General features: G+C 53.7%; 13 protein-coding genes. 2 read left to right on the top strand and 11 right to left on the bottom strand.

The window, feature by feature from the left end:
• Positions 1-83: 83 nt before the first annotated feature.
• Both nosP and Q8W24_RS05615 read left to right on the top strand, forming a co-directional pair.
• Entirely contained in the window at positions 84-1,244 is a 1,161-nt protein-coding gene (gene nosP / locus Q8W24_RS05620; protein ID WP_305414912.1) for a nitric oxide-sensing protein NosP, read from the top strand.
• Positions 1,241-3,865 (top strand): NahK/ErcS family hybrid sensor histidine kinase/response regulator, encoded by a 2,625-nt coding sequence (locus Q8W24_RS05615; RefSeq protein ID WP_303434301.1) that lies wholly within the window; start codon positions 1,241-1,243, stop codon positions 3,863-3,865. Before nosP ends, Q8W24_RS05615 begins: the two co-directional genes overlap by 4 nt.
• 61 nt (positions 3,866-3,926) lie before the next feature.
• Here the strand turns inward: Q8W24_RS05615 and greB are convergent, their stop codons facing one another.
• From greB to ccoO, 11 genes are all read right to left on the bottom strand, one after another.
• A complete protein-coding gene (gene greB, locus Q8W24_RS05610) occupies positions 3,927-4,406 on the bottom strand; it encodes a transcription elongation factor GreB (RefSeq protein WP_303434300.1) in 480 nt (159 codons plus the stop codon).
• A 63-nt stretch (positions 4,407-4,469) separates the two neighbouring features.
• Complete coding sequence (gene ttcA / locus Q8W24_RS05605; protein ID WP_305451294.1) at positions 4,470-5,321, bottom strand: tRNA 2-thiocytidine(32) synthetase TtcA; 852 nt, start codon at positions 5,319-5,321, stop codon at positions 4,470-4,472.
• A 214-nt stretch (positions 5,322-5,535) separates the two neighbouring features.
• Positions 5,536-6,315 (bottom strand): fumarate/nitrate reduction transcriptional regulator Fnr, encoded by a 780-nt coding sequence (fnr, locus tag Q8W24_RS05600; RefSeq protein WP_303434298.1) that lies wholly within the window; start codon positions 6,313-6,315, stop codon positions 5,536-5,538.
• Between the two features lie 163 nt (positions 6,316-6,478).
• Positions 6,479-7,135, bottom strand: coding sequence for a sulfite exporter TauE/SafE family protein (locus Q8W24_RS05595; protein ID WP_303434297.1), 657 nt, complete (start codon positions 7,133-7,135; stop codon positions 6,479-6,481).
• Positions 7,132-7,353, bottom strand: a complete 222-nt coding sequence (ccoS, locus tag Q8W24_RS05590) for a cbb3-type cytochrome oxidase assembly protein CcoS (protein WP_305414873.1) — start codon at positions 7,351-7,353, stop codon at positions 7,132-7,134. Before ccoS ends, Q8W24_RS05595 begins: the two co-directional genes overlap by 4 nt.
• A gap of 61 nt (positions 7,354-7,414) precedes the next feature.
• Entirely contained in the window at positions 7,415-9,889 is a 2,475-nt protein-coding gene (locus Q8W24_RS05585; RefSeq protein WP_305474655.1) for a heavy metal translocating P-type ATPase, read from the bottom strand.
• The gene (locus tag Q8W24_RS05580) at positions 9,886-10,386 is read right to left on the bottom strand and encodes a FixH family protein (RefSeq protein WP_303434294.1); all 501 of its coding nucleotides are present in this window, start codon (positions 10,384-10,386) and stop codon (positions 9,886-9,888) included. Before Q8W24_RS05580 ends, Q8W24_RS05585 begins: the two co-directional genes overlap by 4 nt.
• Positions 10,387-10,634: 248 nt before the next feature.
• Positions 10,635-12,041, bottom strand: a complete 1,407-nt coding sequence (gene ccoG, locus Q8W24_RS05575; RefSeq protein ID WP_305414877.1) for a cytochrome c oxidase accessory protein CcoG — start codon at positions 12,039-12,041, stop codon at positions 10,635-10,637.
• 219 nt (positions 12,042-12,260) lie between these two features.
• Complete coding sequence (gene ccoP / locus Q8W24_RS05570) at positions 12,261-13,181, bottom strand: cytochrome-c oxidase, cbb3-type subunit III (RefSeq protein WP_303434292.1); 921 nt, start codon at positions 13,179-13,181, stop codon at positions 12,261-12,263.
• Between the two features lie 2 nt (positions 13,182-13,183).
• Positions 13,184-13,363, bottom strand: a complete 180-nt coding sequence (locus tag Q8W24_RS05565) for a cbb3-type cytochrome c oxidase subunit 3 (protein ID WP_303434291.1) — start codon at positions 13,361-13,363, stop codon at positions 13,184-13,186.
• Between the two features lie 4 nt (positions 13,364-13,367).
• A complete protein-coding gene (gene ccoO, locus Q8W24_RS05560; RefSeq protein ID WP_370693306.1) occupies positions 13,368-13,976 on the bottom strand; it encodes a cytochrome-c oxidase, cbb3-type subunit II in 609 nt (202 codons plus the stop codon).

Here is a 13,976-nt window from a genome sequence, read left to right as displayed (position 1 = left end):
TGTTCCTGCCCTTTGCGGTTAAGTAAACTCATGCGCTATGGAAAGAATATCCTGAGTGGTGTGGAGGCAGGAAGGTGGAAACGATGCTGGCATTACAACCCAAACAGTACGATGGCATAAAAACAGCCTGTTCAGCCAGCCAGGATCCAGAGGTTGCCGCGCAAGAGTTATTGCAGGAACTGGCGGGTATCGAGCTGAGTCAGGTGGTGTTTTTCTGCTCCAACGATTTTGACTTTGAAGCCCTGGCCAAGGCGCTGGGCGAGTGTTTTTCCGGTGTTAACCTGGTGGGCTGTACCACCGCCGGAGAAATCTCGCCGCTGGGGTATTGCAGCGGCAGTATTACCGCGATTGGATTTCCGGCTTCATCGTTTGCGATCCAGTCGGCCCTGATGTCCGATCTGGCCCGCTTCAGCTTTGCTGATGCCCAGGGGCTGATTCACCAGATGCTCGACCACTGCCGTGAGCAGCAGGTTGCGCCCATCAAGGGTAATACCTTTGCCTTGACCTTGCTGGACGGACTGTCGGTAGAAGAAGAGCGCTTGCTGCGTTTGCTGAACGCACACCTCGGCAGTATTCCCTTGCTGGGAGGGTCGGCGGCCGATGATATGTGCCATAACAAAACCCATGTGTATTATGACGGCCGTTTCCATACCAACGCCGCCATTCTGTTACTGGTGAATACCGCCTTTGATTTTGAGGCCTTCAGTATTCATCATCTGTTGCCGACCGATGACAAGCTGGTGGTGACCAATGCCGATCCACTGGAACGGCGGGTATTTGAGATCAACGCCGAACCCGCTGCCCTGGAATACGCCCGGGTATTGAATATTCCGCTGGAGACTTTGAATCCGCAAATATTTGCCCTGAACCCCTTGTCGGTAAAAATCGGTGAGCGCTATTACCCCCGCGCCATTCAGAAAGTGAACCCGGACAACAGCCTGTCTTTTTATTGTGCGGTGGATACTGGCATTGTACTGACGTGTTCACGGTCAGATGACATGCTGGCGCAGCTGGATGGTTTATTCGACGACATCAGCCAGCGCATCGGCACGCCGCAGTTGATCCTGGGCTATGATTGTATTTTTCGGCGGCTGGAGCTGCAGCATCTTGGCTTGCTTGAGACCGCGTCCACCATGTTTGCGCACCATAAGGTGATTGGTTTTAACACCTATGGGGAACAGTTTAACGGCATGCATTTGAACCAGACGTTCACCGGTGTGGCACTGGGAGGAAATGACTATTGAGTGCAGAGGTCGATGAACTCAAGCGGCGCCTGGCCGAACTTGAAGACAAAAACCAGCGGCTGGAAAAAATCAATCAGGCGCTGATGCATCGGGTTGAAGCCGGGCCGGAAAATTCTGACGGTGCCTACGATAACTTCAAGCATTCGGTCTATCTGGCGGAGCAGGTACGTGAACGTACCGAGGCGCTGAATGAAGCGATGCACAGCCTTAAAAGTACCAACGTCGAGCTGGTACGGGCCAATGCCGCCGCCACCAATGCCCACGATCTGTTACGACAAGCGATTGAAAGCATTTCCGATGCCTTTGTGCTGTACGATGCCGACCGCAAGCTGGTGCTGGCTAACTCCCGTTTCAACCAGTTCTGGCAATGCTCCGGTATTGAAATTTCCCCCGGTATGGAACAGCAGCAGATCCATAAACTGTCGCAGCACTACCGCTTGATTGACCGTTATTATGGTGAAGCGGTCAGCACCGGTTATGGTGCCTTGCCGGGGGATGGCAAGGTCTTCCATATGCGTAGCGGTGCCTGGGTGCATGTCAGTGAACGGCCGACACGGGATGGCGGTCTGGTGGTGTTGTACAAGGACATCAGCGCGCTGATCGAAAATGAACGGGCGTTGCGCGAACGGGCGTTGGCGACCAAGTCCCGTACCCTGCAAAATACCCTCGATAACCTTTCGCAGGGGGTGGTGCTGGTCAATCAGGCCCAGCACCTGGAAACCTGGAATCACCGCTTTGCCGAACTGACCGGGTTAAGCAAGGCGGTGCTGGAGTCCGGCTTCAGTTTCTCTGGCATGATGCAGCTGACCGAAGTGGATGACCTCAACCCCTTGTCAAAAGACGGGCAGGGCAGGCCTTGCCTGCAGCTGGAGCAGGTGTTGTCGGATGGCCGGGTGCTGGAAATCCGTACCCATCCGATGCCCGATGGTGAGTTCGTCAATACCTATACTGATATCACCGAACGCAGCCGGGCGGTAAGAGCCTTGGCCGAGAGTGAACAACGTATCCGGGTCATCACCGATACCGTGCCGGCGCTGATTGGGTATGTCGACAAGAACCTCAGTATTATGTTTTCCAACCGTGCCTATGAAACCTGGTACGGTTATGAGCGCGAAGATATCCTCGGCCGCCGCATGGAAGAGATTATCCAGCCGGAGCAGATGCGGCGCTTGCGGCCTTATATCGAACGGGCGCTCAGTGGGCGCAGTGTGAATTTTGAAATCACCGATCCCGCTCCGGATGGTGAAATCCGCCATGTGGTCAAAAACTATGTGCCGGAAATCGACAGTCAGGGAGAGGTGCAGGGGTTTTATGTGCTGATTCAGGATATTACTGAAATCCGCCGGACTTCCGAGGCACTGACCCAGGCCTATCAACATCTGGAGCAACGGGTCGAAGACCGCACCAAGGAGCTGACGGAGCTGAATGGCCAGCTGCTGCAGGAAATCGAAGAGCGGGTGCAAATGGAGCATCGCTTGCGGGATGCCAAGCAGGAAGCCGAAAAAGCCAACCACAGCAAAACCAAATTCCTCGCCGCGGCCAGCCATGACCTGTTGCAGCCGATGAATGCTGCGCGGCTGTTTTGTGCTTCCTTGATGGAACACAATCTGGATGAGCGTACCCGGCAACTGGTGTTTTCGCTGAATTATTCACTCGAAGATGTCGAAAGTCTGCTGGCGGCGCTGGTGGATATTTCCAAGCTGGATGCCGGGGTCGTCAAACCCGATATTACGGCTTTCAGTGCCGGGGACCTGTTGGGGAATCTGGCCAATGAATATCGTACGCTGGCAGCGGATTCCGGGCTGGCGTTTGAGTTTGTCGCCACTTCGGCGGTGATCCTGACCGACTCACAGTTGTTAGCCCGTATTCTGCGTAACTTCCTGACCAATTCCGTGCGTTATACCCGTGAGGGCAAGATTTCTCTCGGTTGTCGCCGTCGTCCACAAGGGCTGGAAATACAGGTCTGGGATTCCGGTGTGGGGATTGCCGAAGACAAGCTGGAGGAGATATTCCTTGAGTTTAATCGCGGCAGCCAGAAAGACACGGCGCGGGACAAGGGTCTGGGTTTGGGGTTGGCGATCGTGGATAAAATGTCCGGTATTCTGGGGCATCCGATCAAGGTGCAGTCCCGACTTGGCTTTGGCTCCTGTTTTTCGGTATTGGTGCCTTATGGTCGCCGCCAGCTGTCCCGCAAGGCAACCACACCGGGATTGGCCTTGTTGGGCAATCAGCAATTTCGGGGACGCCGGGCGCTGGTGATTGATAATGAAGCATCGATCTGTCAGGCCATGGCGGTGTTGCTCAGTGGCTGGGGTTTTGAGGTGATCACCGCGCGTAGCTACGAAGAACTGTTGGTGCAACAACCAGAGCTGGATGCCGGTATTGATTTGATTCTCGCCGATTATCATCTCGACAATGGCGTCACCGGGCTGGATGTGGTTCGGCAGATGCGTACCGATCTGGGGCTGGATGCGCCGGTGCTGATGATTACGGCCAATTACACCAATGTGCTGAAACAGGAAGTGCGGGAGCTGGGCTATCGTTTGATGAACAAGCCGGTACGCCCGGCGAAACTCAAAGCCATGATCCATCATATGATTCATCAGGCCATTGTGGTGTAAATCACGGATTCCAGCTTCCAGCCGGTTTCTGGATCAGAACAGCGGCCAACCTCGTCTCTTGTTATAACGGGGTATCGTAACGAATGGCGGTGATTTCCCATTCCCGGGTTGCTTCTTCTGTTTTGATGAACACATCATCACCGACTGACTTCCCCAGACACGCTCTGACAACCGGCGCATTAACAGAGGCATAATGCTTTTTGCCGTAGATTTCATCCGGGCCAACGATACGGAAAAGCAAGGTGTTATCCTCTTCGTCCATCAGGGTAACCCAGGCACCAAAATAGGCCTTGCCTTCCTGACTGGGGTGGTATTCGCTGACCCGTACAGCGTCCAGCCGTTTTCTAAGATAGCGCACCCGGCGGTCAATCTCTCGCAGCCGTTTTTTGTTGTACTGATAGTCGGCATTTTCAGAACGGTCGCCCAGACTCGCTGCCCAGGTCACTTTTTTGGTGACTTCCGGGCGTTCAGTTCGCCAGAGATAATCCAGCTCCTGCTCCAGTTCTGCATACCCCTCAGGGGTGATGATATTGGTATCCATGGTTCTCCCTTGAAGGTTGGGTGCGCTGTCTGGTGAGGAGCTGCCCAGGGGCCGGACGCGCCTTTAATCGATGGTGACGATATCGAGCCGGGTGGCCAGGTGCGTCTGGTCTTGTTGTTGTTGCAAATTGACAAAATCAAACAGATTGAGATCGCCGAGCTGGGAGGGGGCGATATTGCAGATGGCAGCAAAGATATTCTCGCTGCGGCCTGGTTGTACCCTTTCCCATTCGGTCAGCATATTCTTGATGTTCTGGCGCTGCATGTTGTCCTGGGAGCCGCACAGGTTACAAGGGATGATTGGGAACTCCATGGCGGTCGAATAAGCCTGGATGTCTTTTTCCTTGCAGTAGGCCAGCGGACGGATCAGAACGTGCTTTTTATCGTCGCTGAGCAGCTTGGGTGGCATGGCTTTGAGTTTGCCGCCGTAAAACATGTTCAGGAATAAGGTTTCAATGATGTCGTCGCGATGATGGCCCAGGGCGATTTTATTGGCACCAATTTTTTCAGCAAAGCCGTAGAGGGTGCCGCGACGCAGGCGGGAGCACAGGCCGCAGGTGGTTTTTCCTTCCGGCACCAGATCCATGACCACGCTGTACGTGTCTTTTTCAACAATATGGTAGGGAATATCCAGTTTGCCCAGATACTCGGGTAACACGTGTTCGGGGAAGCCGGGCTGTTTCTGGTCCATATTGACGGCAATCAGCTCAAAGTTGACCGGGGCGCTTTTTTTCAGGCTGATCAGGATATCGAGCATGGTGTAGGAGTCTTTGCCGCCCGACAGGCATACCATGATCCGGTCACCTTCTTCGATCATGCAATAGTCTTCAATCGCCTTGCCAACGTTTCGGCGCAAACGTTTATGAAGTTTGTTGAATTCGGTGCGTGCTTTGCGATCAATGACATCGGCGGTCATGCTGGAAAACTCCTGAGCATTCTGGGGCGGAACACTGGCTAAAAATCAGGCGGCGAATTCTAGCGAATAGATTGGCTGGCGTCAGTAACTGTTGCCAGCCAATAACAACGCGGTGGCCGGTTAGCGGGTTCAGGGATGAAACTGGGCACAGAAACAAGGATATAAGGGGTTTTTGCCGTTACCGCTGAGAAGGGTAACGGCACGCTGTGCGGGATTATTCCGCTGGCGTTTTCTCGTCACATTCAATTTGTGGGTTCAGTCCGGCCATTTCATACAGGCTGTTCATGTCCAGAACGATGATTTCCTTGCTCTGGGTTTCGATCAGGGCATTTTTCTGGAAACGGGTGAATACCCGACTGATGGTTTCTACCGCGAGGCCAAGGTAGTTGCTGATGTCGACCCGCGACATGGGCAGGCGGAAGTGGGTGGCACTGAAACCGCGTCGAGCGTAACGGTTGGAGATATCCAGCAAAAACGAGGCTACACGTTCTTCGGCGTTCTTTTTGCTCAACAGCAACATCATGTTCTGGTCGTGACGAATTTCGTTGCCCATGGTGCGCATCAGCTGTTTGCGCAGGTCGGGGAGTTCGTCAGTCAGGTTTTCCAGCTGATGAACCGGAATTTCACAGACGGTGGTGGTTTCCAGCGCTTTGGCGGTGAGAGGGTAATCACCGGCATCGTAACCGGCCAGACCAATCAGTTCGCTGGCGAGATGAAAGCCAGTGATCTGTTCTTCGCCATTACTGGCCAGGGTGTAGGTTTTCAGGGCACCGGTACGTACCGCAAACACGGACTGGAATTCATCCCCTTGCTGGAATAACAGCTGGCCTTTTTGAATGGGCCGGCCGCGGCGAATGATATCGTCCAGTCGCTCCATATCTGTGTCACTGAGCGAGAGTGGCAGACACAGTGCGTTCAGGGAGCAAGTCTGGCAGTGGGGTTGATTACCGCGCAAGGGAGGGTGCGCAGGCTGTGCAGCTTGGTTTGTTTTCATTGAGCTCACCGTGTCGGGTTTTCCGTTATGTAGGGAAGAACCGTGTTCCATTAATTTTCGTATGGTCTTAGCTCGACGAGTGGCTGTCAAGACATTGGTCAAGGTATTGAGTCAAGGTATTGTCAACGGATGATCAGTCGCTGATCAATAACGACCCTGGCTACTATAACCAGATGGCTGCTGCAGTCCAAACGCCGTAACCAATCAGTAACAGTCCGGCAATGATACGGCTAAGGCTGTGACTGAGTAATCGGCTCAGGCTGGTGGCGGCGAGGCCACTGGCGAACAGGGCAGGCAGTGTGCCAAGGCCAAAGCAGAACATGGTCAGTGCCCCTTTGAGGGGATCACCATTGGCGGCGACCCAGCTCAAAGTGCTGTATACCAGTCCGCAAGGGAGCCAGCCCCATAGCAGTCCAAGGCGAAAGCGACTGCTGATCGAATATTGTGTCATCAAGGGGCGGGTAGCAGGCTGCAGCCTTTGCCATAGATATTGGCCAACTTGTTCGATACGGGTGAGCCAGCTTGCCCAGCGGGCAACGTAGAGCCCCATCAGCACCAGCAGTATGGCGGCCAGTGTACGTAATGCCAGCATCAGTACATCATTCAGTTGTTGTAGCCATAAGCCAAGCAGCGAGACGAGCAGGCCGGCAAAGGCGTAACTGGTGATACGACCGCTGTTAAAAGCCAGTGCTGTCAGTAGCGGTTGTTGTTGTGAGCGGGTGCCAATGGCGGCGGCAATGCCGCCACACATTACCAGGCAGTGACTGGAGCCAAACAGGCCCAGCAACAGGGCGGTTAACAGGGAGAGTGGTTCAATCACAATGGGTTTTTATCGGTTGCCGTGGTATGGGGTGCTGGTGTTGTGTCGGTTGCTGCGGGTTGGGTGCTTGCGGGATCGTCATCGTCATCAAAGAGAATTCTGTGAGCCGGAGATTCCATATCATCAAACTGGCCGCTGCGCACTGCCCAGAAAAAAATCAGCGTGGCAATGCTGATCAGGACGATCGAAAGTGGAACAAGTATGTAGATAATATCCATGTTATGTCCATCAAACCAAGCGAGTGGAAGCCATTATAATCTGGCCTTGTGGCTGAGTGTGCTAATTGTGACCGGATACATCCGGTTTGGTCGTCCGGGATAGTCGCAGCGCATTACTGACCACCAAAAGCGAACTGAATGACATGCCAATGGCTGCGGCCCAGGGAGGAATATAACCTGCCGCTGCCACTGGCAAGGCCAGCAGATTATACAGCAGCGCCCAAGCGATATTCTGGTAGATCACCTGGCGGGTACGGCTGGCGGTGTCCAGAGCCTGTAATACACAGTCCAGGCGGCCGCTGGTGACCAGGGCATCGGCGCTGGTTTTGGCCAGGTCCGTGGCGTCACTGACGGCAATGGCAATGTCGGCCCCAGCCAGTACCGGGACATCGTTGATGCCATCGCCAATCATTAATACACGTTCTCCCTGCTGTTGCCACAGGCGTACCTGTTGTAGCTTCTGTTCGGGTGACAAGCCGATCTGGACGTCGTCAATACCCAGCTGTGTTGCCAGTTGTTGACCTGAGGCGCCGGGGTCGCCGGTGAGCAAGGCTGTTTTGATTTTGCGTTGGCGCAGGCCCTGGGTCAGGCTGGTGGCGGATTTTCGGACGCTGTCCCCGAGCCTGATCCAGGCTGCAGCCTGATCGTCGACACTGAGCAGCAGCCATTGCCCTTCCTGATGGTTCAACTGACTGGTATCCAGTGAGGAGTGGTCAGGCAAGGCAAAGTCGGGGCGGCCAAAGCGGACGGCATATGACTGTTCTGCTGTTGGCTGCCATTGCCCCTGAATGCCAGCCCCGGTGTGTTGCTGGACCTCGGTGACGGTGTCGGGACGAATCCGGCGAAAAGCGCGAGCAATCGGGTGACTGCTGGATTTTTCCAGTCCGGCGGTAATGGCGAGTACCTGGTCGCTGTCCAGTTCCCCCGCCAGAACGACGTCTTCAATGGTGAGCTTGCCTTGGGTGAGGGTGCCGGTTTTATCGAATACTACCCGGTCGATGGTCGGGAGGGATTCCAGTACGTGGCCTTTGCTGATGAGTAATCCGGCCTCTCGTAGCGCGCCGGTGGCCGCTGTCAGCGCCGTTGGTGTTGCCAGCGACAAGGCGCAAGGGCAGGTGACGACCAGTACCGACAAGGCGATAAAAAAGGCGTGATCGTTACCCTGTTGCCACCAAAACAGAAAAACAGCCGACGAAATCAGCAAGACGGCGGCAACAAAACGACTGGCAATCCGATCGGCGATCAGGGCTATTCGGGGTTTTTCCTGCTGTGCCCGATCCATCAGGCGAACAATGGTCGACAGCTGGGCTTCCGCTCCGGTGGCTGTGACCTGCATGATAATCGGGCTTTCGATATTGATGGTGCCGCCAATCAGGTGATCCTGATTACGTTTGGTGACGGGCAGGTATTCGCCCGTCAGGGCAGCTTCGTCGACGGAGCTGCGACCCTGGATCACAACGCCGTCGGCAGGAATGGCATGACCGGGCTTGATCAGCAGCAAATCTCCCAGTCTGACTTCTTCGCTGGCAATAACCGTTTCGGTGGCGTTTGGGGTGTCGTCACTGAGTTTCAGAGCGACGTTGGGCAGCAGCGTCAGCAGGTTGTTACCGGATTTTCCCATGCGATGACGGGCGCGCATTTCCAGAAAGCGGCCCAGCAGCAAAAAGAAGGTGAACATGCAGACGGAGTCAAAATAGACCTCTTTGCCCTGGTTGAACGTGCTCCAGATGCTGGCACAAAATGCCAGGGCAATCGCGAGGGAAACCGGTACATCCATGGTCAGGTGGCGGGTTTTGAGGTCCCGGATTGAGGCTTCAAAAAAAGGCCAGGCTGCGTACAGCACCACAGGTAATGTCAGTAACATGGAGGCCAGGCGCATAAAAAATTCGTATTGCGGCACCATGCCCACATACAGAGGGACGGCCAGCATCATTACCTGCATCATGCCGATGCCAGCAACCGCCAGACGGCGGATGCTGCGCTTGCCTTCGACATGACGTTGCTGTTCGGCAGCGGTTGCAGAAAAAGGGGAGGCGCGGTAACCAAGGCGGTAAATTTGTTCGATCAGACTGGAAACCGGTATTTTCTCTGGTTCCCAGCGTACCACCAGGCGGTGGTTGGACAGATTGAGGACGGCCTGGTCAACGCCGGGCAGCGCATTCAGACGGTGTTCGATTAACCAGGCGCAGGCTGCACAACTGATACCATCGATCACCAGGGTGGCTTCTGCCATACCATTGTCCAGCCGGGCAACAAAACGTTGCTGCATGGCCTCGCTGTCGTATAGCGCCAGTGATTCCCGTGCTTGCAGTTCATGGTCGTCCAGTTCGGCGGGAGACAGTTCTGGCAGCGCGGTGCGGTGCTTGTAATAGTCTTTCAGGCCGCTGGCGACAATGGTTTCGGCAATGGCCTTGCAGCCCGGGCAACACATGGGCTGTGATTGACCATCAATCAGGGCTGACCAGCGTTTTTCGTCAGACGGGCTGACGTTTTCACCACAGTGAAAGCACCGGGTGTTATTGGCATGCTCTGTCATTGGGCGTTCAGTTGTACGACCTTGCTGTATTCCAGCTGTTCTGTGGAGCGTATCCGCCAGCCCTGATCCGGGCTTTGTAACCAGACATAACGCCGGGATGGCAGTTGTATATCGGCGGCGGCAATATAAAGCCCGGGCTCTGTGCGCTGCAGAATGATTTCAAGATCCCGCTCTTGCAGGGTTGGGTGGATCAGTTCCAGCAATAAGGTATCTGGCTCCTGTTCCAGCTGGCCGTCGAGAACCAGGCGGGCTTCATGATTGGCAAACACCAGACTGCTACGGATCTGCAGACGGCTGGCCTGATGGTCCATTTCGACATTTTCGGTATAGCTGACACCGTCTTTATAGTAGCTGTCGCTTACCAGTGAATCCTTGCTGCTGACCGCCAGGGTAATCATGACAACACCCCAGCAAACGGTAACGGCAGGAATTCCGGCAACCAGCCACATCAATGGCTCTTTGTACCAGGGTTGGGCTGGCTGGGTATCTGATTTCATAGTGCTCTCTGGGTCTGGACTGCTGGCAGGGTCTGTTTGGGTATGGTATTGCTTTTGAGTTCCACTGCCCGAAAAAAAAGCCGCCCAAGTGTAACCACTTGGACGGCGACTCTCTAGCAACTTTGTCATTCCTGTTGTCCGATCAATGGCAGAATTGGATGCAGTTGATCTAACAACAGGCTTTTGGAGTGACATTGCTGCGCCAGAATGGATTTTCTGGCGCAAGCCGATAGTCGCCTGATGGCTGACTAGGTTCTTGGTGCGATAAAGCGGCTTTCTTCACGGGCGACTTCTTCGCCGCTTTGTTGGTCTACCACAATAAACTCAATATTGGTTTTACTGGATGGTAATTTGGCGATTGCTGGGTCAATTTCAAGGTTGACGGAGATCTCGCGCAATTCGTTAACCCGAATGTTGTAGGTGTCTGGAGCATCCATGGTGGCGTTTGGCAGCCCTTCAACCTTGAGGAGATAGGTACGCGGTTGCTGCGACATATTCATCATTTTCAGGGTGTAGCTATTGGTGACGGTATCGTTCGGTGTAACGCGGTACAAGCTGCCGCGATCCCGGGCAATATCCAGTTCAAACGGCACCCGACTGGCAATGGCATAGACAAAGGCTCCCATCATCACCAACAACATAAAGGCATAACCCAGCAGTCTGGGGCGCATAAGGTGCGTTTTTTGGCCTTCCAGCTCATTTTCGGTGGTATAGCGTATCAACCCCTTGGGTTTGTTCAGCTTGTCCATAATGGAGTCGCAGGCGTCGATACAGAGCGCACAGCCAATACACTGGTATTGCAGACCATCACGAATATCAATGCCGGTGGGGCAGACCTGAACACAGAGGGAGCAGTCGACACAATCGCCCAGCTGGCTGGTGTCGGTCTCTTGCTTGGCTTTTTTGGTGCGTCTGCCCCGTGGCTCGCCACGGTTCAGGTCGTAGGATACGGCGAGAGTATCGGCATCGTACATAACAGACTGGAAACGAGCGTAAGGACACATGTAGATACACACTTGTTCACGCATCCAGCCAGCATTAATGTAGGTAGCCAGGGTGAAAAATGCGATCCAGAATATTTCCCAGCCATTGAGGTCGGCTGACAACATATCCGGTATCAATTCACGGATAGGAGAGAAGTAGCCAACAAAGGTGACCCCGGTAGCCAGTGCAACAAAGAGCCAGAGGGTGTGCTTGAGTGCTTTTTTACGCATTGTGCTGGGGGACATATTGCCCTTGTCCATCTTGATACGCTGGTTACGGCTGCCTTCAACCCGTTCTTCTATCCACATGAACAGGAACGACCAGGCTGACTGGGGGCAGGTGTAGCCACACCAGACCCTTCCTGCCAGGTTGGTGATGGTAAAGAGGCCAAAGGCTGCAATGATCAGTGCGAAGGACAACAGAATAAAATCCTGGGGCCAGAAGGTAACACCAAAGATATTGAATTGGCGTGCGGGCAAGTCGAAATAGACGGCCTGGCGACCGCCCCAGTTAATCCATACGGTGCCGTAGTATCCTAGCATTAATGCCCATAGGCTGTAGGTTCTCAGTTTCTGGAAAAAACCGATAATTTCCCGGACATATATTTTTTCACGCTTGGCGTACATGCTCTCGGTTTTCGGCGTGACGTCTTTGACAGGGATGTTACTCATGGCAGCTAATCACCTTGGTTGCTTGTGTTGGCTGGCGTAGCAGGTGGCGCCTCAAACGGGCACCTTCGGGAGCGTCAGCAAATCTATATAATGGTGTGATTATATAGTTCGTATACGGTTGATATATCTAAAAAAAGCGGCCAATGGCCGCTTTTTTCCTGTTCATTGTCACAACTCAACATCGTGTTGGTGTGAGAGGCTGGTTGCGACAATCATGAATCACTGGTGAGACAGTGAATACACGTAGGTAGCCAGCAGATGAATTTTGGCATCTGCATTGTCACCAAGGATTTCCTTGTGAGCTGGCATATTACCGTTACGACCATGACGCAAAGTCATTTCAATCTGTTTACTGGAACCACCATATAACCAGATTTCGTCGGTCAGGTTTGGCGCACCCATCATCTGGTTACCTTTACCATCAGCGCCGTGACAAATGGCACAGTTTTGCATGAACTTGGGCGCTGCTGCTTCCACCAGCGTTTCATCATGCTTCAGGCCGGACAGGCTACGTACATAGCTGACCATTTCGGTAACCCCTTCCTCGCCCAGAATCGCGATCCAGGCAGGCATGGCACCCTGGCGACCATTGGTAATGGTCTGGGTGATTTGTGCTGGAGCTCCACCGTACAACCAGTCATTGTCGGTCAGGTTGGGGAAGCCCAGTGCACCTTTGGCACCACTGCCGTGACAGACCGAGCAGTTGCTTTTGAACAGGCGTTGACCAGTTTGCAATGCATCATCGTTATGGATCAGTTCCTCAATCGGGGTCGATGAGTACTGGGCATAAAGAGGTGCAATTTCTTTCTCAAACGCCTGGACTTCGGCTTTCCACTGGTTTTCCTGGCTCCAGGCCACTTCTTGCCCGTCAACAGTAACGGTGAGGAAGCCCTTGTAGTTACCCAGGCCAAAAGAAGCCAGGTAGCCGAGACCAAAAATAATGGTGCCCCAGAACATGAACACCCACCAGCGAGGCAGAGGGTTATCAATTTCTTCAATGCCGTCGTAGCTATGACCGGTGGTCTGGTCGGTTTCTTCTTTGCGCATGCCGCGACTGGTGTACGTGATCAGCACACCACAGCTAATAATGGATCCCAATATGATGACGGAAATCCATACTTGCCAGAAAGTACTTAACATAATTACTTGCTCCGATCTTTATCGCCGTGCATGGGAAGGCCGTCGTCATCCTCAAGAAATGGAATATCTCCATCTTCTTCAAAACGTTTCCTCCGGCTGGAGCCATAGGCCCACCAGAAGATTGCCAGCATTGCAACCAGAGCAAAGATCGAACCTAGCCCGCGCACGTCGTTAATATCCATGGGATTACCGTTTAGTGATCACTGTGCCCAGCTGTTGCAGATACGCAACCAGGGCTTCGATTTCAGGTTTGCCATTAACTGCCGCTTTAGCACCTTCGATGTCTTCATCTGTGTATGGCACGCCGACCATTCGCAGGGCTTTCATCTTTTTCGGTGTATCACGGCCATCAACCTTGTCTTCAAACAACCAGGGATAAGACGGCATGATGGACTCAGGTACAACGTCACGGGGGTTATACAAGTGAGCGCGGTGCCACTCGTTGGAATAACGTCCGCCAACACGAGCCAGGTCTGGACCAGTACGTTTGGAGCCCCACAGGAACGGATGCTCATACACGGATTCGCCGGCCACAGAGTAAGGACCATAACGCTCGGTTTCAGCACGGAATGGACGAACCATCTGGGTGTGACATACATGGCAACCTTCACGGATGTAGATGTCGCGACCTTCCAGCTGCAGCGCATTTAATGGTTTCAGGCCTTCAACCGGTGTGTTGGTGTCTTTGGCGAAGAAGAGAGGAACAATTTCAACCAATCCACCCCAGCTAAGAGCGATGACGATCAGTATTACCATTAACGGCATACTTTGTTCGATAGTGTCGTGCTTAATCAT

Source organism: Oceanobacter sp. 4_MG-2023 (genome assembly GCF_030689165.1).
GTDB lineage: Bacteria > Pseudomonadota > Gammaproteobacteria > Pseudomonadales > Oceanobacteraceae > Oceanobacter.
This window is presented reverse-complemented; position numbering and strand designations above follow the sequence as displayed.